General features: G+C 56.4%; 19 protein-coding genes and 1 pseudogene. 13 read left to right on the plus strand and 7 right to left on the minus strand.

The genetic code is table 11. The features are described 5' to 3' along the window. Window positions 1-53: 53 nt before the first annotated feature. Window positions 54-554 carry a thiol peroxidase gene (gene tpx, locus IB246_RS03860; protein WP_008030203.1) on the minus strand — a complete coding sequence of 167 codons (501 nt, stop codon included), beginning with the start codon at window positions 552-554 and terminating at the stop codon, window positions 54-56. Between the two features lie 383 nt (window positions 555-937). Continuing rightward, window positions 938-3,406 (minus strand): hypothetical protein, encoded by a 2,469-nt coding sequence (locus IB246_RS03865; protein ID WP_177318154.1) that lies wholly within the window; start codon window positions 3,404-3,406, stop codon window positions 938-940. Window positions 3,407-3,441: 35 nt separating this feature from the next. Between IB246_RS03865 and IB246_RS03870 the strand changes: the two are divergent. Further along, window positions 3,442-3,510 (plus strand): annotated as a pseudogene (locus IB246_RS03870) (YciI family protein); the annotation flags it as partial. Between the two features lie 268 nt (window positions 3,511-3,778). On the opposite strand, the gene IB246_RS03875 reads toward IB246_RS03870, so the two are convergent. The 4 genes from IB246_RS03875 to IB246_RS03890 form a co-directional block, all read right to left on the minus strand. Then, window positions 3,779-4,360, minus strand: a complete 582-nt coding sequence (locus IB246_RS03875) for a hypothetical protein (RefSeq protein ID WP_008036297.1) — start codon at window positions 4,358-4,360, stop codon at window positions 3,779-3,781. Between the two features lie 49 nt (window positions 4,361-4,409). Continuing rightward, window positions 4,410-4,766: a hypothetical protein gene (locus IB246_RS03880; RefSeq protein WP_008036299.1), complete on the minus strand. Its 357-nt coding sequence runs from the start codon at window positions 4,764-4,766 to the stop codon at window positions 4,410-4,412. Window positions 4,767-4,831: 65 nt separating this feature from the next. Continuing rightward, the gene (locus IB246_RS03885; protein WP_008036300.1) at window positions 4,832-7,396 is read right to left on the minus strand and encodes a hypothetical protein; all 2,565 of its coding nucleotides are present in this window, start codon (window positions 7,394-7,396) and stop codon (window positions 4,832-4,834) included. A gap of 415 nt (window positions 7,397-7,811) precedes the next feature. Beyond that, window positions 7,812-9,947, minus strand: coding sequence for a hypothetical protein (locus tag IB246_RS03890; protein ID WP_157222750.1), 2,136 nt, complete (start codon window positions 9,945-9,947; stop codon window positions 7,812-7,814). Window positions 9,948-9,982: 35 nt separating this feature from the next. On the opposite strand from IB246_RS03890, the gene IB246_RS03895 reads away from it, so the two are divergent. Then, entirely contained in the window at window positions 9,983-10,408 is a 426-nt protein-coding gene (locus IB246_RS03895; protein WP_008036306.1) for a YciI family protein, read from the plus strand. A 166-nt stretch (window positions 10,409-10,574) separates the two neighbouring features. Here IB246_RS03895 and IB246_RS03900 read toward each other — a convergent pair whose 3' ends face one another. Further along, window positions 10,575-11,543, minus strand: coding sequence for a hypothetical protein (locus tag IB246_RS03900; protein WP_008036308.1), 969 nt, complete (start codon window positions 11,541-11,543; stop codon window positions 10,575-10,577). A 343-nt stretch (window positions 11,544-11,886) separates the two neighbouring features. Between IB246_RS03900 and IB246_RS03905 the strand changes: the two genes are divergently transcribed. The 11 genes from IB246_RS03905 to IB246_RS03955 all read left to right on the plus strand — a co-directional run bounded on the left by IB246_RS03905 (window position 11,887) and on the right by IB246_RS03955 (window position 24,319). After that, window positions 11,887-12,678: a hypothetical protein gene (locus IB246_RS03905; RefSeq protein ID WP_008036310.1), complete on the plus strand. Its 792-nt coding sequence runs from the start codon at window positions 11,887-11,889 to the stop codon at window positions 12,676-12,678. A gap of 14 nt (window positions 12,679-12,692) precedes the next feature. Beyond that, window positions 12,693-14,132, plus strand: coding sequence for a DUF1254 domain-containing protein (locus IB246_RS03910; protein WP_008036319.1), 1,440 nt, complete (start codon window positions 12,693-12,695; stop codon window positions 14,130-14,132). Window positions 14,133-14,144: 12 nt separating this feature from the next. Continuing rightward, window positions 14,145-15,092: a transporter gene (locus tag IB246_RS03915; RefSeq protein ID WP_008036329.1), complete on the plus strand. Its 948-nt coding sequence runs from the start codon at window positions 14,145-14,147 to the stop codon at window positions 15,090-15,092. A gap of 72 nt (window positions 15,093-15,164) precedes the next feature. Continuing rightward, on the plus strand, window positions 15,165-16,145 hold the full coding sequence (locus tag IB246_RS03920; RefSeq protein ID WP_008036331.1) for an AAA family ATPase: 981 nt from the start codon (window positions 15,165-15,167) through the stop codon (window positions 16,143-16,145). Then, window positions 16,145-17,092 (plus strand): DUF58 domain-containing protein, encoded by a 948-nt coding sequence (locus IB246_RS03925; RefSeq protein WP_008036333.1) that lies wholly within the window; start codon window positions 16,145-16,147, stop codon window positions 17,090-17,092. The genes IB246_RS03920 and IB246_RS03925 overlap by 1 nt, the downstream gene beginning before the upstream one ends. Then, window positions 17,089-17,664, plus strand: coding sequence for a DUF4381 domain-containing protein (locus tag IB246_RS03930; protein ID WP_008036335.1), 576 nt, complete (start codon window positions 17,089-17,091; stop codon window positions 17,662-17,664). Before IB246_RS03925 ends, IB246_RS03930 begins: the two co-directional genes overlap by 4 nt. Then, window positions 17,651-18,643 (plus strand): vWA domain-containing protein, encoded by a 993-nt coding sequence (locus IB246_RS03935; protein WP_008036337.1) that lies wholly within the window; start codon window positions 17,651-17,653, stop codon window positions 18,641-18,643. The genes IB246_RS03930 and IB246_RS03935 overlap by 14 nt, the downstream gene beginning before the upstream one ends. Before the next feature lies 1 nt (window position 18,644). After that, window positions 18,645-20,225, plus strand: a complete 1,581-nt coding sequence (locus IB246_RS03940) for a VWA domain-containing protein (RefSeq protein WP_008036339.1) — start codon at window positions 18,645-18,647, stop codon at window positions 20,223-20,225. Then, a complete protein-coding gene (locus IB246_RS03945) occupies window positions 20,222-21,652 on the plus strand; it encodes a BatD family protein (RefSeq protein ID WP_008036340.1) in 1,431 nt (476 codons plus the stop codon). The genes IB246_RS03940 and IB246_RS03945 overlap by 4 nt, the downstream gene beginning before the upstream one ends. Next, complete coding sequence (locus IB246_RS03950) at window positions 21,649-22,674, plus strand: HAD family hydrolase (protein ID WP_008030176.1); 1,026 nt, start codon at window positions 21,649-21,651, stop codon at window positions 22,672-22,674. The genes IB246_RS03945 and IB246_RS03950 overlap by 4 nt, the downstream gene beginning before the upstream one ends. A 70-nt stretch (window positions 22,675-22,744) precedes the next feature. Beyond that, entirely contained in the window at window positions 22,745-24,319 is a 1,575-nt protein-coding gene (locus IB246_RS03955) for an arylsulfatase (RefSeq protein WP_008036341.1), read from the plus strand. Window positions 24,320-24,496: the final 177 nt, after the last annotated feature.

Below are 24,496 nucleotides of genomic sequence, written 5' to 3' on the forward strand. Positions count from 1 at the left end.
CAAATGAAAACGGCCTGGACAGGGCCAGGCCGTTAACAATTGTAAAAGCTGAGTTATTTCAGAACAGCGAGCGCCGCTTCGTAGTTCGGTTCTTCAGCGATTTCCTTGACCAGCTCGCTGTGCAGCACGTTGTCGTTTTCGTCCAGTACCACAACGGCACGGGCGGTCAGGCCTTTGAGCGGGCCATCGGCAATCGCAACGCCGTAGTTCTCGATGAACTCGGCACCGCGCAGGGTCGACAGGTTCTGCACGTTTTCCAGGCCTTCGGCGCCGCAGAAACGGGCCTGGGCGAACGGCAGGTCAGCGGAGATGCACAGCACCACGGTGTTGGCGACGTCATTGGCCTGGGCGTTGAACTTGCGCACCGACGTGGCGCAGGTCGGCGTGTCGACGCTTGGGAAGATGTTCAGCACTTTGCGCTTGCCGGCGAAGCTCGCCAGGGTCACGTCGGACAGATTGCCGGCAACCAGGGAAAAGGCTGGCGCCTTGGAACCGGCTTGTGGCAGTTGGCCGTTGACTTGAACCGGGTTGCCTTTGAGAGTGACTTGAGCCATGAACGGAGTCCTTCTGAACGTTGATGTGGAAAATTCGACGAGGCAGAAGTTAACCATGGATTGCGCTGATGGCCTATGGGCGGATACAAATCGTGATAAGCCGGGTAGGAGCAAGCTTGCTCATGATCGCGGTTGAACCTTCAACGAGTAAGGGCGACTCATCACTGGAAGTCGGATCGCCGCACCGCGGCTCCTGCAACATGTTGCGATACCATGCCTTGAAAACAAATCGAGTACGCCGGCAAAGATTGGGATGGTTTGCAGTGCATCGGTAAAAGCGCCCACGAGCTATGCTTGGCAAACCAGCGCATAGCTCGTGGACAACCCTGCAAACTAAACATCAGCATCTAATTAAGCTTCTCCGCCCCACTAACATCGCTATATTAATCTTCCACTAGAATATCGATAAAATCGGTATAATCGGCATAATCATTGAAGTCAGCAAACTTAAAGGCAAATCGGTTAGTACCAGCATACCTGTTCGCACTCATGTCAAGCTTTAATATTTTCCCCGGACCAACGATCTTGACAAGAGGTAACCCGGGTTCAACTAGCATCATCCCGTCTAGTTTTTTAACTTGTATTACACGCTCCACCGCCGAACCCGAAAACCCCGCAAGAAATATATGCTGCCCCCAATTACGTACTCTTGCAGATCCAACCCCATCAACCAACTCAATGGATTTTCCAGCCACTGAGTACCAAATATCAATCTGCCTACAATCAATATATAATGAGCCACTCTGCAAAGGATAAGATACTTCAAGCCTGAACAACCCTTCGCCAGAACTAACGCAACCAACTTCCCATTCACGACTGAGTGTTTCAGAACCAAAGGCCGGAGTACTTTTTATAGTGCCGGGGGGGATCCCACTTACAATTTCACACTTCATCATTAATGGAAGCATGTCGATCGGACTTGTTGATTTTGCCACTAACTGGATTTTTCTGGTCTTTTTCCTTAGGAAAGCAACTCCATCAGCAGTAATATTTTGTCCATCAATTTTTATGTCAGCCTCGTCAGCCAAGTTACTTGATAGCAATATACACTCTGGCAATTTAATTGGCGTACTCATGCCCTCGCCAACCAACTCGAACTGGAACGTGCCGCTCTTGTCCGCAGGACCAATGATGCTCCAGCTGCGGCCCTCGGTGTAGATGCCGAGGGCGGGTACGCAAGTAAACTCTTCGGGCCCCACCCCCTTGATCCAACGCAACGCCAGAGGAAGACGGCCCAGTGGACTGCCCGGCTTGGCAACCACTGTCAGCGTTTGTGCCTCACCCCGGAAAAAGACCCGCCCTTCTGCCGGGATTTCGACACCGCCGATCCGCACATCGGCTTCATCATTCAGATCAGTCGACAACAAGGTATTGAGTGCCAGCGTGAGTGGCACGGCAATGCCCTGGCACGTAAATATCAGCTGGAAAGTACCACTCTTGTTAGATCCGATTACGTTCCAGCGATGATCCAAAGTGGGAAGGCCAAAATCATAACCGGACTCCAAATCTGCTGGATCAAGGCCGCTGGTGATCACGTAGGTCAGCGTCACAGCGAGGCCTTCTATCACCGAACGGCCCTCTTTGGGCAATAACGTAAAAAAGCGGGGCTTGCGGCGAAAGAAAAAGTTGCTGTCCAACGCAACAGGCTCACCGTTAACCAGGACTTTCACTTCATCTGCGAGATTCCCTGAAAGCACCCGGCAGTCGTGCTCCCATGGTTGGGCCACTTCCTGGCTATAGATGACTAACCTGACTCGGCCACTCTTCTGCTCGTTCGAGGTAATGGTCCATTTGAACTCTCCGGACACTGGATCCGGTTGCTGCCAAACAGTGTCTGCAGGCACGGCAACAATGTTCAGCCCTTCTTCATTAATCAACGCCAGCCTGAGTGTTTTTGCGATTGTCGGCTCAACTTTCACAGTCACTTCGTTCGCTTGCCCGCGACGCAATAGAACGGGTGAACGCCACGCTACGAGAACATCGTTGACTTTAAACTCCGCTTGTTTCCAAGGGCTTTCGGTATACACCATGATTGGAAAACCGTGTTCGACCCAGGTGCTGTCATAGAGGTTAAACACCTTAGCCGTAATCGACTGTTCGCCGTCCGTAGTGAAGGTGTGACTGAACGTACTCCAGCCCAGATCGTTGGTTTTTTTAGGGCCTGCCGGTTTCCCACCGACAAACCAATGAACCTCGACATCTTTCAGTAGTTTTTGGGTGTAGGCAGACACTACCTGGACCTCGGCGGTGACTTCTTCATTTATCAGTGGCGCACCGATCGGATTGCGTTTGCCCAGCAATTCACGCAGGTAATGCCCTAATTCGAAAGATATTGGATAAGGCACTGCGGTGAACTCACTTTGCAACTGACCTACGAAACTGGCTGGTTCTCCATCGTCCGGGCAAGAGATCGTCCACTCTCCTCCATCCAGTGGAAATGGTTGATATAGACCTATCGCAGGGACAGTCGATACAGGGAATGTTCCGAGCGCATTTAAACTGACGCTTTGCCCAATCCATGGACTGTCCGCCTGCCCTACAAATGTCAACCTATGGCTGCGAGCATCCTTGGCGCCATAGCAGAGATACACAACAGGATCTATCGTTTCGATTTTAACGTTCGAGGTCATGACGCGTTTCCGATAGTTGGAAGTGGACAAAAAACTGGCCACTCGACTATCGAGAAAAAGAGCTGGCACGGGTACTGTCAGAAATGACAGTTGATAAGATCCATTCACAACAAATGTTCGAAAAATACCGTTATCTTGGAATAAGGGCTTGAGCCGCGTTATTCCGATGACGCGCGATACTTCGGGAAGCGCTGTCGATTTAAACGTCGGCCAATCGACCATGCTGTGAATCTCTCACATCCATTGGAGACAACCCCATGCGATTCATGATCATTGTCAAAGCCAGCCCAGACTCCGAGGCCGGCATAATGCCCAGCGAAGAACTGCCCCCCCCCAACCTCGACCTGGTGTTCAAGACGAAAGGCAGCCATCGGTCCCTTGAGCATTTCATCGGTGAAATGGCGATTGCCGACGTCACGAACCACTACTGCCCAGTTAGCCGGGATGACATTGAGCATACAATGCCGCATGTGGAGCACTGGCTACCGACTTTGATGCATACTCTGTCATCATCAATATATTGCAAGTGATGCGGCACCGTATTGAAGGGGGAAGGTAAAGCAACTCCACTTATGCGTCGGATAAAATAGAACATTAAGGCATACCAACTCTAAACGGAACATCTTCTGTCCATCTAGACTTAATACCTCCCGCTGTTCGTCTTGCCTTGACAAAATAGTAGCCAAGATCGAGACTTTCTTTCAACTGCCCGCCCCAGACGCCATCCGTTCCCCAAGGCGTCAGCCCTACTGCAAACTTTACATCACCACCTTCCAGGCCAACTGCCACCTCCACTTCAGTAGTACCACTATTGAAGTGAACTTTCGCATAAAAAGTGGGGTACGCCCCCACACTTGCATTGGCATGCGGACTTGTAATTGTTGGAACATCAGGCAAGGCTGGGAGCACCGTGAAACTAAACTCATCTCCATACCCATGAAATTGACCATTAACCTTTTGACCAACCACAACCGTATGTTTTCCAGGGGGAACCCATAACGACCACTGCCCATGACTATCAACCCGTGACAAATCAATAACACCATCATTGGGGACTTTTTTCGTATAAATCTCCCCTCCTGATTCCGCACTACCCGACATACTCAGATCAGCTTCATACACACCTCCCGCCTCAGGAAATACAATAACAACCGGTGCAAGAAAATTACCCGCCATGATGACCACCCCTGTCAATTAACATTAAAGAGCTTTCCAACTATCGTTATCATCGCGCTGGGGGATAAACCAGCCGCACCTGATCTTCATCCGTGATCGGGCAAACACCCGAAGTGCTGATTTTTACCCAGGTCGGGCCTGGTTTGCTGGGGGTATAAACACTATCATGCCAACCATCATCACGAGGACCTCCCCCCACACAGTATTCCCAACCGTCAAAAGAAAGAATAAACACTGAATTATATTGGGTTCCTGGCTGGTGCGTCTCTTTATGCAGTACCCTGAATTTAACCCTGAAATGCCCTCCCTCAACCGGTATTAATTCTGCATTGGCAATGTAGTAGTCCACTTTCGCCACCGACTCATCATCGGTCGTCATTCGCTCACCCCTTTTAAGCTTCTTCATAGCCACTTCCTATATAATGAAAAGTACTCCCAGCACAAATAAAATCCTAGCACTACGCAAAATATCTACTTCAACTCAAGCGCCCTGACTTCCATCACCTCGGGCAACTGAACCCACTTGAATTTCAAGCTGAATTTTCCGGATTTTTTTTCACTCCCTTTAACATCCCAAACAAACTTCATGCCAGGAGCGTCAAACGACGGAGAACATATAAAATCCTGCTGAGTCAATGCTGCTCCCTCTCCCCACTTCAAGCTCACCGGCATATACTCGAAAGGGCTGTTAAACCTTGGATTCAATGATAGTTTATGCAATACTCCGCGATGAAATATGCCCCCCGCCTCTGCAATTTCGACACCATCAAGTTTTATCTCTACTTCGTCCGCGTAACGCTCAGACAACAAAGTAAAAGTCGGAAGTGTCAAGGGAATTCTTGAACCATCTACTATCAAGTCCAATATAAAACTCCCGCTTTTTATCTCTGAACCTGTGATATTCCATACATGGCTCATAGCGGTTTGATCCCAGCGAATATCTGTATTTACAAGTCCAGCTCCTGAGACCCAGCGCAAAGCCACCGGGGCGCCAGCAAAAGGACTGCCGGCTTTCGGATGCAATGTGAGTGCGCGCGGTTTACCCCGCCAAAAAATATTACTTCCATCTCCATCCAGATGCAGCTCAGCTTCGTCTTCAATACTTTGTGAAATCAGCCTGCTGACCACCACCTCTATCGGTTTCGTGGTAAGCGCTGATGAAAAGGAGAGTTGAAAAGTTCCGCTATTTCTAGTCCCAGTGATCATCCAGAGATAAGTGGATTGACTGGTGCCAAAGTCCGGTTCACTTCGCAAATTTCCTGGTTGGATACCGCTGATGAGGTCGCACTTCGCCGTAACAGGAAAGCCGACCAATGGGCTACCATTTTTCAATACCAAAGAGACTGCTCGGGATTTATCACGTAAGAAGTAGTTACCGTTTTCTGGTACGGCCTCATCATCTACCTTCACGTATGCCTCATCCGCAAGACTGGTCGACAGCAATATGCAGGTTGGTAGCTGGATGGGCTTAAGCATCTTCTTACAGACCAACTTCAACTGAAATTTTCCGCTCTTGTTCGCTGGACCGGTAATACTCCAACTGTAATCTAGGCTCTCTGCGTCAAAATCTGGTTCGCAAGTGATGTCCTCGGCCTCCAGCGCCGTCCCGGCGACCCATTGCAGCATCACAGGCAGGCGGCGAAATAGACTGCCCAGCTTGGGCACGAGCGTCAGCGTTTGTGCTATGCCCCTGAAGAAAACCAGCCCCTCTGCCGGAATATCGACACCCCCAATCTGGGCTATCGCTTCATCGGTGAGGTCATCCGACAACAATGCATTGAGTGCCAGCGTCATCGACCCGGGGACGCCCTCGCATGTCAGTATCAATTGGAATGTGCCTCTGGTTTTCGACCCGGTGACGACCCAACGGTGGTGATCGCGATTCTCCTCACCAAACCCAGGGCTACTGACCAGGTCGTCTTCACCGATGCCGTCTAGAATCACGCGTGTCAGCGTGACATTAAGGCCTGCTATCGAGCTGCCCTCTTTGGGTTCCAAGGTAAGGACGCCGGCTTGGTCGCGGACAAAAAAGTTGACGTCAGACGCGACAGGTTTGCCGTCAATCCTGACCTCCACTTCCTCAGCGAGATCGCCTGCAAGCACCCGTCCGTTGTGCTCCCAAGGCTGAGCCACTTCCTGGCTATAGATGACTAACCTGACCCGGCCACTCTTCTGCTCGTTCGAGGTGAGGGTCCATTTGAACTCTCTGGACACTGGATCCGGTAGCTGCCATACAGTGCCGTCAGGCGCGGAAACAATGTTCAGCCCTTCTTCATTAATCAACGCAAGCCTGAGTTTTTTTGCGATTGCCGGCTCAACTTTCACGGTCACTTCGTTCGCTTGCCCTCGTCGCAATGGAACGAATGAACGCCACGTCACGGGTACACCGTTGACTTTAAGGTCCGCTTGTTTCCAGGGACTATCGGCGTACACCTTGATTGGAAAACTGTGTTCGACCCAGGTGTCGTCATAGGGGTTGAACACCTTGGCCGTAATCGACTGTTCGCCGTCCGCTGTGAAGGTGTGACTGAACGTGCTCCAGCCCAGATCGTTGGTTTTTTTCGGGCTTGCGGGTTCCCCACCGACAAACCACTGAACATCGATGTCTTTCAGAGATTTTTGGGTATAGGCAGACACTACCTGCACCTCGGCGGTGACTTCTTCATTTATCAGTGGCGCACCGATCGGATTACGTTTGCCCAGAAATGCACGCAGGTAATGCCCTAATTCGAAAGATATTGGATAAGGCGCTGCAGTGAACTCGCTTTGTAACTGACCTACGAAACTGACTGGTTCTCCATCGTCCGGGCAGGAGATCGTCCACTCTCCTCCATCCAGTGGAAATGGTTGGTATAGACCTATCGCGGGGGCAGTCGATACAGGGAATGTTCCGAGCGCATTTAAACTGACGCTTTGCCCAACCCATGGGCTGTCTGCCTGCCCTACAAATGTCAACCTATGGCTGCGAGCATCCTTGGCGCCATAGCAGAGATACACAGCAGGATCTATCGTTTCGATTTTAAGGTTCGAGGTCATGACGCGTATCCGATAGTTGGAAGTGGACAAAAAACTGGCCACTCGACTATCGAGAAAAAAAGCAGCAGTGGGCACTGTCAGAAATGACAGTTTATAAGATCCATTTACAATAAATGCCCGAGAAAGACAGTTGTCTTGGAATAAGCGGCTTGAACCACGATGTTCCGATGACAGGCAATATCTTTGGGAAGCGCTGTCGATTTAAACGTCGGCCAATCGACCATGCTGTGAGTCACTCACATCCATTGGAGACAACCCCATGCGATTCGTGATGATTGTCAAAACCAGCCCCGATTCCGAGGCGGGCCTCATGCCCAACGAAGGACTGCTGATCGCGAGAGGTTACAAAGCGTGCTTAAGTTCAAGTTTTTCCACTAAAAGCAGCACCTCCGACACAAACAACGTCATCTTTTAGTTAACCTGATTCAAGAACACACTGAACAACAACCTGCATTGAAACTCCAGCGAATTCCAAGACCAACGCGAACCCCCCGCTGCCGGTATTACCAGTCACCTTCCATACTGGCTGCGTTTGCGCGAGGTCAAATCCAGGCTCACTTATTAAATCTCCTACGCCAACGCCATCAAAACGCAGTCTCTTGAGCGTCACTTTTCGACCAAGTAAGGGCGTATCATTTTTGGGAGTCGCCGTCACGATACGGGGGCGGTTGTGGACAAAAATGGTTCGTGGATCACTTACAGGATTACCGTCAATCAGAACGTCAACTTCTTCGACCATCTTGTCAGACAATAGGAAGTTTTCAGGCAGGCTCATTGGCTCCGCCATTCCCTTACCCGAGAAGCTCATCCCGAACGCACCGCTTTTTTTTGTGCCCGCGCCCGTTAGCAACCAGCCATGCGGACCAAATTGTTTGCAATTAACAATCGTTGGCGAATCACAAGACAAACTGATGGGATAGTCCGATGGTAGTGGGCTGTCAGGCTTGGTGACCGCCCTCAATATGTTTGGTATATATTTAGAAAAAACCTGACCCTGTTTGATGGGAAACGAGCGATATTCAATAGTCACCTCATCAGCCAGATCGTTCGATAACAATACATTGTGTTCTAGCGTAATCGGCTCAGGGATGCCTTGGCATGCAAATAATATCCGGAAAGTACCACTCTTGCTGTATCCGGTTACGCTCCAGCGATGATCTGGAGTTGGAACGCCAAATACAGGGCTGGACACCAAATCTGCGTCATCAAGACCGCTGGTGATCACGCAGATCTGCGTCACCCCAACGCCCTCTATTACCGAACTGCCCTCCTTGGGCACCAACGTAATAACACCAGGCTGACCGCGGAAGAAAAAGTTGCTGTCCAACGTGACAGGTTTGCCGTCAATCCGGACCTCCACTTCATCAGCGAGATCGCCTGCAAGCACCCGTCCGTCGTGCTCCCAAGGCTGAGCCACTTCCTGGCTATAGATGACTAACCTGACTCGACCACTCTTCTGCTCGTTCGAGGTGAGGGTCCACTTGAACTCTCCGGACACTGGATCCCGTAGCTGCCATACAGTGCCGTCAGGCGCGGAAACAATGTTCAGTCCTTCTTCATTAATCAACGCAAGCCTGAGTTTTTTTGCGATTGCCGGCTCAACTTTCACGGTTACTTCGTTCGCGTGCCCACGGCGCAATACCACGGGTGAACGCCACGCCACGGGTAGACCGTTGACTTTAAGGTCCGCTTGTTTCCAGGGACTATCGGCGTACACCCTGATTGCAAAACCGTGTTCGATCGTGGTGTCGTCATAGGGGTTGAACACCTTGGCTGTAATCGACTGTTCGCCGTCCGCTGTGAAGGTGTGACTGAATGTGCTCCAGCCCAGATCGTTGGTTTTTTTGGAGACTGCGGGTTCCCCACCAACGAACCACTGAACCTCGACATCTTTCAGTAGTTTTTGGGTGTAGGCAGACACGACCTGGACCTCGGCGGTGACTTCATCACCGATCAGTGGCGCACCGATCGGATTGCGCCTGCCCAGGAATTCACGCAGGTAATGCCCCAACTTCACCGGAATACTGTAGGGCTCGGCGGTAAACTCGGTCTGTATCCTGCAATCGAAGGCGAGCTCTTCGCCGTCGTTCGGACAATTGACCTTCCACTCACATCCCTGCTCCGAAAACTTCTGGTAATCGCCAGACGCGGGGACGGTCTGGAACGGAAGGGTTTGCCCGGCAGCGGGATTTACGCTGACGCCGTGTCCGACCCACGGGCTGCTGGCTTCGCCGACTGCGGTGAGCGTATGCCCGCGCTCGCCTGAAGCCCCGTAACAAAAATAAACGGGAGAAGTTTCGGTAGCTCCGATTTTAAGATTCGAGGTCATGACACGTTTCCGATAGTTGGAAGTGGACAAAAAACTGGCCACTCGACTATCGAGAAATAAAGCAGCGGGGGGCACTGTCAGAAATGACAGTTGATAAGATCCATTCACAATAAATGTTCGAGAAATACCGTTGTATTGGAATAAGGACTTGAGCCGCGTTGTTCCGATGACGCGCGATACTTTGGGAAGTGCTGTCGATTTAAACCTCGGCCAATCGACCATGCTGTGAGTCACTCACATCCATTGGAGACAACCCCATGCGATTCATGATCATTGTCAAAGCCAGCCCAGACTCCGAGGCGGGCGTCATGCCCAGCGAAGAACTGTTGACCGCGATGGGCAATTACAACGAGGAGCTGATCAAGGCCGGGATCATGCTGGCCGGCGAAGGCCTGCACCCAAGCAGTAAAGGCGCGCGCGTGCGTTTTTCGGGCGACCAGCGCACGGTGATCGACGGTCCGTTTATCGAGACCAAGGAATTGATCGCCGGCTACTGGCTGTGGCAAGTGAAGTCGAAAGAGGAAGCGATCGAATGGGTCAAGCGCTGCCCTAACCCGATGCCGGGTACCGAAGCTGAGATCGAGATCCGCCAGGTGTTCGAGGCGGAGGATTTTGGTGCAGAGTTCACGCCGGAACTGCGGGAGCAGGAGGAGCGGCAACGAGAGCAGATGGACAAGCGCTGAGCCCCGCCATAGCGCCGCGATCACGTCCAGGTCCTGTGCCATTGAACGGACGTGATCGGGAACTCTACGTTCACACGTTTAACCTGATATTTATCGGGGCGGCATACTCGAGGAGCAATCTTTCGCGTGGGTAACGCCCCCCACTATAGCTGCAACTTTTTTACGGTTAAACGATATTAACGGTTCTTGAAAAACTAGGTTTTCCGCGAACAAAGATGCGGGCAGTAATCACGCCGACCAATTCACCCTGTTTAAACTGTATAGAGCTTTTTGCATTTTCACCGGTGTATTCAAGTTTCAGACGACTAGCATCGGCCCTTAGCCATTCAACTTTAACCCCCGCCCCCAACTGAAACCCCTTCATGACGCTAGTCGTCAATGTTATTGACCTGCCAACCGTCAGCTGAACAATGGTTGTCAGTATGACACCACTGTCTTGATAGCCCACGTCCACTGGCAGATCAATAAATTCTAGCGGGATACTCTCCAGACTCAATCTGATTGATAGATTTCCATCCGTTTCGTCACCGCAATCCAGGCTCCAACGAGCAACGGGGTTAAGTGTTTGAGATCCTTCTGGCGGTTCGAACACTGGAACCAGTTTCGGCGGTGTCGCCGCATCCGAAGACAATTCAATGTTCTGGCCTATTAACGGGCTACCGCGAAGAGGTTCCACCTCAATTAAATTACTGCTACCCCTCACCGCATAAACAATATCTCCAGACTTGAGCTCTGAGCCATTAATCCGGATGACTAACTGTTCAATTGGCTTGGGCGACATGACCTGACATGAAATCTCCAATGGCATATTCAATTGCCGACTCATTAGAACGAGCACAAGAGCACCGCTCTTTCCAACTTCCGGACTGATTTTATAACTTAACTTTCCGTCGACCAGCTTGTGCCAGGATTCCAATTCCGGTTCCACCAGGAGTTTAACGCCCTCATTATTATCCACGACCGCCAGATAAATCTCTTCAGCAACTTCCGGCGCAGCTTCTATTTCGAGAGTACTGACCTTTCCATAAAGCAGGGCGATTGTCTCGCCCGGCAATACCGGATTGCCGTTTAAGAGTATCGTGGCTTCGTCCCAGGAACGATCGGGGGCTGATTTTTTATTGGGCTGGTTCATCATGGTGTGCTCTCGATAATCGTCGGTGATTGAAAACTGGGCGTTTAACTATCAGCGAAAAACACGCCGCCGATAACTGTCACAAATCACAGGTCCCAAAGACTGATCGGCAATATGCCGGCTGCTTTTTATTCGAATACGGAATGCCATCCCACGTTTTGTTTGAAGCGCTTGATCATCATCAACAACCACTTCACAGGCAGAGAAGTGCGCCCTTCGACTGGATTACCCGCCGACAACTGCTAACGTCATCAGACATGTCCTACAGGCTTGATAGGAAAGAGATTACGCATAACGGCCGCCAAGTGCCGAGTAGGCCAATGAGCCACCAAGGAACCGGGGAATCATGTCGAACACTCCAGGAGCGAGCGCCCTTTTGTTGGCGGTTTCAATAACGTCCGCCGTGTGTGCCCAGGCGGACAACGCTGACACGGCCAACAAAAGTAACAACCCGTTGAACCTCGCACCGGGGATGAACCTGCAGGACTACTACACCCCGAAGTACTACGACTCGAATATCCACACCAACGATTTGCTGGTGCGCGGGACACTGCCGATTGCGCCCAACGACTTCATCGGCGTCCCGCAGTTGCTGCGCGCCACCGCACCGATCAGCACCCGTCCCGATCCGCACGGTGGCTACAGCACCGGCGAAGGCGATCTGAACCTGTTTGATATCTTCCTGCTCAAGACCGAAGGCGTGCAGTTGGGCATTGGCCCGATGATCACCGCGCCCTACGCCGATCGGGACGAGCTCGGCACCGGCAAGTGGCAAGCGGGGCTGGCGGCCATTGCGATTGATTCATCGCCCCGTGGCTTGCTCGGTGCGTTAGTGCAATACCAGAGTTCTTTTGCCGGCGACAGCGACCGCCCGCATGTCGAATCGGCAACCCTGCAGCCGTTTGTCATTCACAACCTCGATAGAGGCTGGTACCTGCGCTCCACTGCCATCTGGACCTTCGACCTGAAAAACGACACCCATTACATCCCCCTCGGTCTGGGTGCCGGCAAGGTCTGGAAGTCCGGGTCCAATATTCTCAACGCCTTCATCGAGCCGCAGTGGACCGTCGAGCGCAAGGGCGATGGCTTGCCGCAGTTCACGCTGTTCGCGGGGATCAACGTCACCTTCGGCAAATAATAAGGACCCTATTTATGCACGGTGCAATTCGCGCAGCCGGTTACAGCTTGATGAGCATGTTTGTCAGTTGCGGCGTTGGCGCTCAAGACGTCAGCGTCAGCCAAAAGACCGGATTCACCGCCAGCCCGGAAGAAGCGCGGGCCATCGCCAAGGAAGCTTATTTGTATGGCTACCCGGTGGTGGAAATGTACAAGACCCTCTACACCCAGGCGGTCGACAAGAAGAGCCCGAACTTCAAGGCACCGCTCAACCGGATCGGCAACACCGCACAGGCTTTCACCGCCAAGGACACGGCCTTCGTCACGCCCAACGCCGACACGCCCTACTCGTTTATCTGGATGGACCTGCGTGCCGAACCGGTGGTGCTGACCCTGCCGCCCATCGAAGAACACCGTTACTACTCGGTGCAACTGATCGACGCCTACACGCAGAATTTTGCGTATCTGGGCACCCGCAGCACGGGCAACGCCGGCGGGCATTTCATGATCGCCGGGCCGAATTGGCAAGGTCAGCAACCGGTTGAAATCGACCGTCTGCTGCGCAGTGAAACCAACATCGCCTACGCGCTGTATCGCACGCAGTTGTTCGACGAAAAAGACCTGGGCAAGGTCAAGAACATCCAGAAGGGCTACACGATCGAGCCGCTGAGCCACTACGTTAAACAAAAGGCCCCGCCTGCCGCGCCGAAGGTCGACTGGCCCAAGCCCACGCCGACCATGAGCGAAACCCCGGAGCTGTTCGGCTACCTGAATTTCATGCTGTCGTTTGCCCCGCCCCAGGACGCGGAAAAAGACTTGCTGGCGCGCTTCGCCAAAATCGGCATCGGAGCCGGCAAGCCGTTCAAACCCAACGAGCTGCCTGCCAGTCAGCGCAAAGCCCTGGAAGACGGCATCGCCGACGCCAAGGCCGAATTCGCACAGTTTAAAAAGGACAAGGTCGACAGCCATCAGGTCAGCAGCGGCGATTTGTTCGGCACCCGTGACCACCTCAACGGTAACTACCTGTACCGCTACGCCGGCGCCAACATGGGGATCTTCGGCAACTCTGCCGAGGAGGCGAATTACATCGGCTATTTCGTCGATAAGGACGGCCAGCCGGTCGACGCCTCGAAACACGATTACACGCTGCATTTCGACAAAGGCGCCCTGCCCCCGGCCGACGCGTTCTGGTCGCTGACAATGTACGACGGCAAGAACAAATTGCTGGTCGCCAACCCGTTGAATCGTTACCTGATCAATTCGCGAATGCTGCCGGATCTCAAGCTGGATGCCGACGGCGGCCTGACCCTCTATGTGCAGCACAAAGCCCCGGCCAAGGACCTGCAAAGTAATTGGCTGCCAGCGCCGAACGGGCCTTTCTACGGTGTCCTGCGCCTGTACCTGCCAAGACCGGAAGTCTCCAGCGGCGAGTGGAAAATGCCCTCGTTGACGCCAGTCACCCCACAAAATCAATAAGCGGAGCCAGCCATGGTCAGGTCTTTTGTGGTACGTCCTTTGTTGGCCCTCTGCGTGGTCGGCAGCAGCCCGCTGGCACTGGCGGCAGAAGGCGGTGGCGGCCGGCCGATGACCGGCTTGCAGGTGTTTTCCAATGCCGGGATCGTGCCGCCGGAACCCGGCTGGGTGATGTCGTTGAGCAGTTTCTGGTACGACGGTGAACTCAAGGGCAACGTGCAAGTGCCTATCGTTGGCGCATTGAGTGCCGGGCTTGAGCTGCAAGTGTCTTACACCATGGCCAACTTCACCCATGTCTGGGACACCGGCAAGGGTCGCTGGAACTACGCGTCGGCGATTGGCGTGCCGGTGCAGTACACCGACATTACCGCGAGCGTCACCGGGCCTCGTGGCCGGACGCTGGGAACGGAAGATACCGGCACCCAGTTCGCCGACCTGCTGGTGACGCCCATTGCCGCCGGCTACCACTTCGACGAGGTCAACCACCTCTCGTTGTCCTTGCCGATCTACCTGCCGACCGGCGCTTACAACGATGATCGCCTGGCCAACGCCGGGCAGAACACCTACACCTTCATGCCCACCGTGGCCTTCACTCACCTCGACGGCAAGGGCGGCGAGTTCACCTTGTCTGGCGGGCTTGAGTTCTACACCGAAAACGACGCCACGGACTACAAGAACGGCAACCTCTTCACCCTCGATGCGCTATGGACCCACGGCTTCGGCAATGGCTGGAACGCCGGCATGGCCGCGGGCTACATCCAGCAGCTCACCGACGACTCCGGGTCAGGCGCCAACAGCGGCTTTCGCGGACGCTCGGTGGGCGCCGGACCGACGGTGGGCTGGGCGGGCAAATTCGCCGACGCCCAGGCCAGCGTCAACGCTCGCTGGATCCCGGAGTTCGACACCAAGAACCGGCCTGAAGGCAACGGATTCAGCGTCAACCTGACTTTGGCGTTCTTCTAGAAGTGAACAGGGATCGCCAGTTTTATCGATCAACCTGCCAACGCCTTTGGCGACTTGAATAAAGGCCCCTCAATGACCGCACTCAACGACCTCAATGCCCTGCAAGCCAGCATCGCCGAAGCGGTGCTGGGCCAGGATCAAGTGATCCGGCAGATTCTGCTGGGTCTTCTCGCTAACGGCCATTTGCTCCTGGAAAGCTTGCCCGGGCTGGCCAAGACCCGCACGGTGAAAGCGCTGGCCAAACACCTGGACGCGAAGATGAGCCGCATCCAGTTCACCCCTGATCTCCTGCCGTCGGACATCACCGGGGCCGAAGTGCTGCACCAGATCGATGGCAAAAACGAGATCCGGTTCCAGCCCGGCCCACTGTTCGGCAACCTGATTCTGGCTGACGAAATCAACCGCGCACCGGCCAAGGTCCAGGCAGCCCTGCTGGAAGCGATGGAAGAACGGCAAATCACCGTGGCCGGCAACAGCCATGGGCTGCCGGAGTTGTTCATCGTGGTCGCCACCCAAAACCCCATCGAACAGGAAGGCACTTACCCGCTTCCGGAAGCGCAGATGGACCGTTTTCTGATGAAGGTGCTGCTCGATTACCCGAGTGCGGAAAACGAGAGCCAAGTGCTGCGACTGCTGCGTGAAGAGGAGTTTGCGACAGGCGCCAAGACCGCGCCGGTGCAGGGTTTCGCGCTGTCGCAGGACGTGATTTTCGCTGCACGCCGGGAAGTCAGCGCCATCCATGTGTCCCCGGCCATCGATCGTTACCTGATCGACCTGATCAACGCCACCCGCCATCCGACGGATTACGACGCGGACCTGGGCCGCTGGATCGCCATCGGCGCCAGCCCGCGCGGCGGCATCGGCCTGGACCGTTGCGCCCGCGCCGATGCCTGGCTGCAGGGGCAGGATTTTGTCTCGCCGGACAACGTGCGCGCCGTGGTGCATCCGGTGCTGCGGCATCGTTTGCAGCTGAGTTATGACGCGGTCGCCGATGGCGTCACGGCCGATCAGGTGCTGGATCGCCTGCTCGATAACGTTGCGATTCCTGCCTGATGTTGAAAATAAAAAGTGTCGACGGTCTGGTCTATGTCTCTCTCGCGCAATTGATGGCGCTGGAATTCAAGGCCCGTGACCTGAGTTTCCTCGCACGCCAGCCGCAAGGCAGCATCCTCGCTGGCAACCACGCCTCGCGGCTGCGGGGGCGCGGGCTGAATTTCGATGAGCTGCGCCGCTATCAACCGGGGGACGACTTGCGTCACCTCGATTGGCGCGCCTCACTGCGCACCGGCAAACCGGTGGTGCGCACGTTCACCGAAGAGCGCGATCGCCCGGCGTTGATCCTCGTGGACCAGCGCATGTCGATGTTTTTCGGCTCGCAACGCAGTTTCAAATCCGCGTTTGCCGCCGAACTCGGCGCACTGGCGGCGTGGATGGTGTTCAACGCGGGCGACCGGGTTGGAGGGTTGGTATTCAACGACTCACGGATCGACGCGATTGCCCCGTTGCGCAGCCGCAAACGGATCGAAGCGCTGTGCAGTCGCATCGTCCAGCAGAATCAGTCATTGAGCGCGGCCAACCCGGACGCCGAGGGCGAGGATCAGCTCGATAAAGTCCTGCAACAGTGTCTGGCAGTGGCCGGTCACGATCACCTGATCTGCATCGTCAGCGACTTTGCCGGTGCGGGCGAACGCACCTTGCAACTGATGCGGCAACTGGCGGCGCATAACGATGTGATCGCCATGCAGGTGTACGACCCGTTGGCGTTGAACCTGCCGAAAAATGGTCGTTTGCTGATTACTCAAGGTCAGTTGCAAGTCGAGCTGGCGGTCGAGCAACGCAGTGTTCATCAGCCGCTGGGGGATTTTCTCAGTGGTCGGCTCAAGGACGTCGCCACGCTGCTGCGACGCAGTCAGGTGCCGTTGATGATGTTCAGTACGGCGACCGAGGTGCAGGCACAACTGCGCGCGGAACTGGGCAAACTCGGCGGGGGGCGGCGATGAATCCCAACGTGCCGAGCATTGAGCAACTCAAGGAAATGGCCCTGCCGGCGCCCGTCAGTTATGCGCCGCAGACGTGGGGCTGGTGGGTGTTGTTGGCGGTGTTGATGGCTGCTGTGTTGCTGGTGGGTGCACGGCGGTATTGGCAGTGGCAGCGGGATCGGTATCGGCGCGAGGCGCTGGTGCGGTTGGCTGAACTGCAAAGCAGCGATGATCAAATCAGCGCCCTGCGCGAACTCCCCGAACTGCTCAAACGCGTAGCCCTGTCGATGCCAGATCCCGTAGGAGCGAGGCTTGCCCGCGAACCAGGCCCCACGGTATCCCAGACAAACCGTGTAATCGTTCTTCGCGGGCAAGCCTCGCTCCTACAAGGTCCTGCGGCGTTAGGTAATGAGCGTTGGCAGGCATTTCTGGCGCAGCACAGTGCGCAGCCGTTGCCTGCGGATTTCAGCCGGCAATTGGCGTTGCTGGCCTATGCGCCGGATGCAACATTGCTGGCGTTGCCCGATGATCAGCGTCAGCAGCTGTTCGACACCTGCAAACACTGGGTGGAGTCGCACCATGTGGCAGCTTGATTACCCCTGGCTGTTACTGCTCCTGCCGTTGCCCTGGTTGGGTTACCGCTACCTGCCCGACTACCGCGAAGCCCGCAGCGCCGTGCGGGTGCCGTTTTTTGGCGCCATGAGCCGCGCGGTCGGACAGGCGCCAAGCGCCGCCGGCACACGCAACAATCGCTGGCAATTGCTCCTGAACCTGCTGGTCTGGGCGCTGTTGCTGCTCGCGGCCGCACGCCCGGTGTTCGTGGAAAAACCCATCGAACGCCAGCAACCGGTGCGCGATCTGATGCTGGCCATCGACATCTCCCAGTCAATGGAAACCACTGATTTCACCGATGCCAACGGGCAGAAGATCAATCGTCTGGCGGCGGTCAAGGACGTGGTCCACGGTTTTATCGACAAGCGTAAAGAGGATCGCCTGGGCCTGATCGTGTTCGGCAGCGGCGCGTATCCGCAGGCGCCACTGACACTGGATCACGCCAGCCTGTCGCTGTTGCTGGACGACACCGGCATCGGCATGGCCGGGCCCAACACCGCCATCGGCGATGCGATTGGCCTGAGCCTGAAGTTGCTGGATCAGGCCCACGAACAGGAAAAAGTCCTGATCCTGCTCACCGACGGCAACGACACCAGCAGCGCCATCACCCCGGATCACGCGGCGTCGATGGCCGCCGCCAAAGGTGTGGTGATTCACACCATCGGCATTGGCGACCCGAGCGCCGAAGGCGAAGCCAAGGTCAACCTGCAAAGCTTGCAGCAGATTGCCGACGCCACGGGCGGCAAGTTCTTCCGCGCCGAAGACCGCACGGCGCTGGATCAGGTTTACAGCACCCTCGACACGCTGACCCCGCACCAGGTGAAAACCCTCAGCCACCAACCGAAAAAGGATCTGTTCTGGTGGCCGCTCGGCGCCGCTATCGGTTTGCTCGCGCTCTACCACCTCGGCGCCCTGCTGCGTCCGCACCTGACCCTCGCGCGTCAGCGGCAGGAGGCTTGAGATGGAGATCAACCTCAGCGACTTGCACTTCCTCCGTCCGCTGTGGCTCTTGCTCGTGCCGTTGGGTGCCTTGCTGCCGTGGCTCTGGAGGCGCAGCCGGGATGTGCAGCGGCGTTTGCGCAGCAACATTGCCGGGCACTTGCTGCCGCACTTGCTGATAACCCCGCAGGACCAACAGCGCTTGCGGCCGGTGCATCTGGTATGCGCGCTGTTGATGTTGGGCGCCCTCGCCGCTGCCGGGCCGACCTGGGAGCAGGACCGGCCGGACTTTCTGGAAAATCGTGCGCCGCTGATCATTGCCATCGACCTCTCGTCCTCGATGGACGCCAGCGACGTGCCGCCCAGTCGCCTGGAAGCGGTCAAACACAAACTGCACGACCTGATCCAGCGCCGCGCCGGTGCCCGCAACGCGCTGATCGCCTACGCCGGCAGCGCGCATCTGGTGTTGCCGCCAACCGACGATCCGGCGTTGCTCGATACGTTTATCCAGGCATTGAGCAGTGACCTGATCGGCAAACCTGGGAAGGATGTCGGCGCGGTGATCGACGAGGCCAAACGCCTGTTGGCGGCGGAGAAAACGCCGGGCACGTTGTTGCTGATCACCGACGGCGCCGACACCTCGCAACTCGCCGGCCTGGGCAAGCAACTGAACGACAGCACGCTGCAAGTGTTGATCCTCGCCGTCGGCAGCGAGGATGGCGGGATCATTCGTGACGCCAATGGCCAGCCGCGCACCGACAGTAATGGCCGCCCGGCCCTTGGCCGTTTCGACCAGGCCGCGCTGAAGCAGTTGGCATCAGCCATGGCGGCGCCGCTGGGCAGCCTGACGCTCAATGACAACGATCTGGACTGGATCGAACTGCACGCCCGTCAACATTTCCAGGCGGCCAGTGACGAGCAGCGTGAGTTGCATTGGAAAGACGCCGGATACTGGCTGTGCTGGCCGCTGCTGCTGATCGCGTTTTTCTGCGTGCGCAAAGGCTGGAGCCTGAACTGGACGGCCGGTTTGCTGCTGGCGCTGGGTGTCGGTTTTCAGCCGACAAATGCCCAGGCCAACGCTTTGACCGATGCATTTTTCACCCCTGACCAGCAAGGTCGCTGGGCCTTCGAACATGAGCATTTCCCGCAGGCTGCCGCCCTTTTTGTCGATCCGTACTGGAAAGGCATCGCAGCCTATAACGCGGCGGATTTTGACCTCGCGCTGGCGAGTTTTGCGCGGTTGGAAACACCCCAGGCGTATTTCTACCTGGGCAATATTTACGTGCGCCGTTTCAAGTTTGATCAGGCCATCGCGGCCTACACCCAGGCGCTGAAGCTGCAACCACAGTTCCCGGAGGCGACGGCCAACCTGGCGTTGGCCATCGCTCTGGAGAAAGACACCGAGAGCGCCGAACAGAACGCGCCTGAGGTCAAACCCGACGAAATCAAGATGGACAAGGCGCCGGGCAAGGGACAAAGCAAAGCCGTGGAGACCGAGCAGGCAACGTCGGACGCGTTGTGGTTGCAGAACCTGACGACATCGCCAGCGAAATTCCTCAAGCAGAAGTTCAGCTTGCAGGATCAGGCGGGGGGCAAGCCATGAATCGGGTGATGGCCATCGCCGGCAAGCCGGCTCCTACAGAGGATTTGTGGCGATCACAAAAATTTGATTTCAATCCAATCAAATGTGGGAGCGAGCCTGCTCGCGATGGCGTCAGTTCACTCACCGCAAATCTCTGCGCTTTGCTCTGCTGCCTGATCACCACATCTGCCCTCGCCGCCGAACCCGAACTGCGCATCCAGACCCGCCTGCAACCCGCTGACCCGGTCATGGTCGGCGGCCTCCTGGAACTGCAACTCGACGTCCTCACCGACAGTTGGTTCACCGACGCCCCCGCCCTGCCCGACCTGAAACTGCCCGGCGCGCTGGTGCTGCCGCCCGACGGCCACGCCGAGCACATCAACCAGACGCTGGACGGCAAGGCGTTCAACGGCATGCGCTACAGCTACCGGATCAGCCCGAATCAGGCCCGGGGTTTCGATATTCCGGCGCTGACCGTGCAGGCCACGCCGGGCCAGGCCAGCGCCCCGTTGAGTGCGCAAAGCCAGCCGCTGCATTTCACCGCCAAGCAACCGCCGGGGTTCAAGCCTGGCGAGCCGGTACTGGTGGCGCAAGGGCTGCGTTTCACGCAAAAAGTCATCGACTCGGCAACGCCTTTGAAGGTCGGCGACAGCCTGACCCGGCAACTGACCTTACAGGCCGACAACGCCATGGCCATGTCGCTGCCTGCGCCGTCATTGGGCGATGTCAGCGGCCTGAGCCGTTACCCAAAAAACCCGCAAATCAGCGGCCTGGACGACGGCCGAGGCAATTTCACCGGCGGCCAACGCATCGACACCGTGACTTACCGTATCGACAGCGAAGGCCATCACAGCTTGCCCGCGATCGAGCTGAAATGGTGGGACGCCAGCAGCCAGCAAACCCGCACCGCGCAAGTGCCGGCAGTGAGCTTCGAGGCCATCGCCAACAGCGCTTACACGCCAGTGTTCTCGATTGCCGAAGACCTGAAGCAAATGGGCGAACACAGTCGCGTGCGTTTTTCCAGGCACTGGCTGGTTGTCTTGCTGCTGCCGGCAGCGCTGCTACTGGGCTGGTTCGCAAGGCCTTTCATGCATCGCGTTTACCTGTCCGTGCGCGACCGACGCCGTGCCCGACACGCCGCGTGGCTGCAATCCGCCGACTACGCCTGGCGGCAGATTCCACCGCAAATCAATGCCCGACCGGCGCAACTCAGCGCCCTGTACCTGTGGCTCAAACGTAGCCGAGGGGGCCTGAAATTGAGCGTCCTCGGCCCGCGCCTGCAAGACCTGTTACGCGCCTGTTACAGCCGTCAATCGACCGAAGATCAGGCGCTGCGCCAACTCGGGCAATCCTTGTCTACGCTGCATAGTCAGGCGCGAGGCAGCAACGTCCGGACCGTTCCCGCACTGCGGCCGCTCAACCCCGTCCACGAGAAGGAATTCCCATGACGAACGCGACATCAAGCCACCATCGTTTCGGGCTGACGCTGCTCTTCACGCTGATCCTGCCGCTGCTGGCGCACGCCAACGAGCCATTGCCGTCGTGGAATGACGGCCCGGCGAAAAAGCACATCATCGAGTTCGTCCAGACGGTCACCGACCAATCCAGCAGGGACTTCGTCAAACCCGCTGACCGCATCGCCGTGTTCGACAACGACGGCACCTTGTGGAGCGAGCAGCCGATGTACTTCGAACTGCTGTTTGCCCTGGAAGAGGTCAAGCGCACCGCGCCGCAGCACCCGGAATGGAAAACCACCCAGCCCTTCAAGGCCGTCCTGGAAAACGATCACCAGGCACTCGCCGCCGCCGGCATGGACGGCATCATGAAGATCTTCGGTGCGACCCACACCGGCATGACCACCGAAGCTTTCGACGACTACGCCAAGACCTGGCTGAGCCAGGCCCGGCATCCGAAGACCGGCAAGCCGTACACCGAGATGATCTTCCAGCCGATGCTGGAAATGCTCGACTACCTGCGCGGCCAGGATTTCAAGACCTACATCGTCTCCGGTGGCGACACCGGGTTCATGCGCGCCTTCGCCGAGAAGGTCTATGGCATCCCGCCCGAGCAAGTGATCGGCACCACCTTCGTCACGGCGTTCCAGTTCAAGGACGGCAAAGCCTCGATCGTGCGCACGCCCAAACTGGCCCACAACGACGATGGTCCGGGCAAACCGGAAAGCATCGACGCGGTGATCGGCAAGCGGCCAATCCTGGCGTTCGGCAATTCCGACGGCGACCTGCAAATGTTGCAGTGGACTGCCGCCGGCCCCGGCAAACGATTCATGGGGTTGGTGCACCACACCGACGCCAAACGCGAATGGGCCTATGACCGCAAGTCCGATATCGGGCGCCTGGACAAAGCCCTGGACGAAGCAAAAACCCGTGGCTGGACTATCGTCGACATGGCGTCCGAATGGCGCCGGATCTATCCGTTCGAGGCAGCCGCCACTCCCGAGCAAGTGCAATAAAAAGCGTGACGCAGGACTGCAATAAACGTTTGTCGCACCACGCGACACTAGCGCAAAAGGAGCAAGTCAGATGACTCGCATACGCAAGTGGCTACCGAAACTCGCCCTGGTGGCGGCCTCGGTGATGGCGATTTCGGCGACTGCCGGGGCCGCCGAAAAACCCAATATCCTGGTGATCTTCGGCGATGACATCGGCCAGACCAACATCAGCGCCTACTCCATGGGCGTGGTCGGGTACAAGACTCCGAACATCGACCGGATTGCCAAGGAAGGCATGCTGTTCACCGACTATTACGCGGAGAACAGCTGCACGGCCGGACGCTCATCGTTCATCACTGGCCAGACGCCGTTGCGTACCGGCCTGTCGAAAGTCGGCGTTCCAGGTGCGCCGGTCGGCATTCAGAAACGCGACATCACCATTGCTCAGGCACTCAAATCGCAAGGCTACGCGACAGGCCAGTTCGGCAAAAATCACTTGGGCGACCGGGATGAATACCTGCCGACAAACCACGGCTTTGACGAATTTTTCGGCAACCTGTACCACCTCAATGCCGAAGAAGAGCCGCAACGACCGTATTGGCCCAAAGATGACCCCGAGTGGGTCAAGGCCAACTCTCCACGCGGCGTGATCCACAGCTTTGCCGATGGCAAGATCGAGGACACCGGCGCCTTGACGACCAAGCGCATGGAAACCATCGACGACGAAACCACCGCCGCTGCGCAAGCGTTCATCGAGAAACAGGCCAAGGCCGATAAGCCGTTCTTCGTCTGGATGAACACCACGCGCATGCACGCCTTCACTCATGTGCGTGAATCGATGGCGGGCCAGAGCGGCATGCCAGGCAACGAGTACGCCGACGGCATGCTCGAGCACGACGGGGATGTCGGCAAACTGCTCAAGACCCTCGATGACCTGAAAATCACCGACAACACCATCGTGGTCTACACCACCGACAACGGCCCGAATCAATGGTCCTGGCCGGACGCGGCGACCACGCCGTTCCGTAACGAGAAGAACTCCAACTGGGAAGGTGCCTACCGCGTTCCGGCCATGGTGCGTTGGCCGGGCAAGATCAAACCGGGCGAGGTTTCCAACGAACTGTTCTCGGGCCTCGACTGGTTCCCGACCTTGCTGGCGGCTGCTGGCGACGACGGGGTCAAGGACAAGCTGCTCAAGGGCTGGGCGCCGGCTTCAGGCGGCACCAGTTTCAAGGTGCACCTGGACGGGTACAACCAACTACCGTACCTGACCGGCCAATCGCCTAAGAGTGAGCGCACGCAGTTCTTCTACTTCAACGATGATGGCGTGCTCGTGTCCATGCGCTCCGGCAACTGGAAAGCGGTGTTCTGCGAACAACGCAAACCAGGTGGTTTCGAAGTCTGGGCCGAACCGTTCGTCTGCCTGCGCGTACCGAAAATCTTCAACCTGCGCATGGATCCGTATGAACGTGCCGACGTGGTTTCCGACCAGTATTACGACTGGACGGCCAAGAATGCGTACCTCGTATCGCTAGCGTCCACCCAGGCCGCGAGATTCCTGGAAACCTTCGTCGAGTATCCGCCTAGCCAGAAACCGGCGAGCTTCAGCATCGATCAGATCCGCGCGGATGTGGATCGGCGGATTGAAGAAAAAGCCAAGAAATAACGTTTGACCGCCGCTCGCCCTGACCGGGCAAGCGGCCCTATTCCATGGTGCAAACACAAACCCTGTAGGAGCCGGCTTGCTGGCGATGGCGTTTTTTCAGGCGACACTTTTATCGACTGGACGGCCGCTATCGCCGGCAAGCCGGCTCCTACAATGGTTTTGTGTTTAATTCGAAAT

Source organism: Pseudomonas sp. PDM01 (assembly GCF_014852325.1).
Lineage (GTDB): Bacteria > Pseudomonadota > Gammaproteobacteria > Pseudomonadales > Pseudomonadaceae > Aquipseudomonas > Aquipseudomonas migulae.

What these genes read in the sequence shown, in the direction of transcription:
- tpx (WP_008030203.1), bottom strand. Translation starts at nt 554, where the DNA reads ATGGCTCAAGTCACTCTCAAAGGCAACCCGGTTCAAGTCAACGGCCAA.
- IB246_RS03865 (WP_177318154.1), bottom strand. Translation starts at nt 3,406, where the DNA reads ATGGTCGATTGGCCGACGTTTAAATCGACAGCGCTTCCCGAAGTATCG.
- IB246_RS03875 (WP_008036297.1), bottom strand. Translation starts at nt 4,360, where the DNA reads ATGGCGGGTAATTTTCTTGCACCGGTTGTTATTGTATTTCCTGAGGCG.
- IB246_RS03880 (WP_008036299.1), bottom strand. Translation starts at nt 4,766, where the DNA reads ATGAAGAAGCTTAAAAGGGGTGAGCGAATGACGACCGATGATGAGTCG.
- IB246_RS03885 (WP_008036300.1), bottom strand. Translation starts at nt 7,396, where the DNA reads ATGACCTCGAACCTTAAAATCGAAACGATAGATCCTGCTGTGTATCTC.
- IB246_RS03890 (WP_157222750.1), bottom strand. Translation starts at nt 9,947, where the DNA reads ATGGTCGATTGGCCGAGGTTTAAATCGACAGCACTTCCCAAAGTATCG.
- IB246_RS03895 (WP_008036306.1), top strand. Translation starts at nt 9,983, where the DNA reads ATGCGATTCATGATCATTGTCAAAGCCAGCCCAGACTCCGAGGCGGGC.
- IB246_RS03900 (WP_008036308.1), bottom strand. Translation starts at nt 11,543, where the DNA reads ATGATGAACCAGCCCAATAAAAAATCAGCCCCCGATCGTTCCTGGGAC.
- IB246_RS03905 (WP_008036310.1), top strand. Translation starts at nt 11,887, where the DNA reads ATGTCGAACACTCCAGGAGCGAGCGCCCTTTTGTTGGCGGTTTCAATA.
- IB246_RS03910 (WP_008036319.1), top strand. Translation starts at nt 12,693, where the DNA reads ATGCACGGTGCAATTCGCGCAGCCGGTTACAGCTTGATGAGCATGTTT.
- IB246_RS03915 (WP_008036329.1), top strand. Translation starts at nt 14,145, where the DNA reads ATGGTCAGGTCTTTTGTGGTACGTCCTTTGTTGGCCCTCTGCGTGGTC.
- IB246_RS03920 (WP_008036331.1), top strand. Translation starts at nt 15,165, where the DNA reads ATGACCGCACTCAACGACCTCAATGCCCTGCAAGCCAGCATCGCCGAA.
- IB246_RS03925 (WP_008036333.1), top strand. Translation starts at nt 16,145, where the DNA reads ATGTTGAAAATAAAAAGTGTCGACGGTCTGGTCTATGTCTCTCTCGCG.
- IB246_RS03930 (WP_008036335.1), top strand. Translation starts at nt 17,089, where the DNA reads ATGAATCCCAACGTGCCGAGCATTGAGCAACTCAAGGAAATGGCCCTG.
- IB246_RS03935 (WP_008036337.1), top strand. Translation starts at nt 17,651, where the DNA reads ATGTGGCAGCTTGATTACCCCTGGCTGTTACTGCTCCTGCCGTTGCCC.
- IB246_RS03940 (WP_008036339.1), top strand. Translation starts at nt 18,645, where the DNA reads ATGGAGATCAACCTCAGCGACTTGCACTTCCTCCGTCCGCTGTGGCTC.
- IB246_RS03945 (WP_008036340.1), top strand. Translation starts at nt 20,222, where the DNA reads ATGAATCGGGTGATGGCCATCGCCGGCAAGCCGGCTCCTACAGAGGAT.
- IB246_RS03950 (WP_008030176.1), top strand. Translation starts at nt 21,649, where the DNA reads ATGACGAACGCGACATCAAGCCACCATCGTTTCGGGCTGACGCTGCTC.
- IB246_RS03955 (WP_008036341.1), top strand. Translation starts at nt 22,745, where the DNA reads ATGACTCGCATACGCAAGTGGCTACCGAAACTCGCCCTGGTGGCGGCC.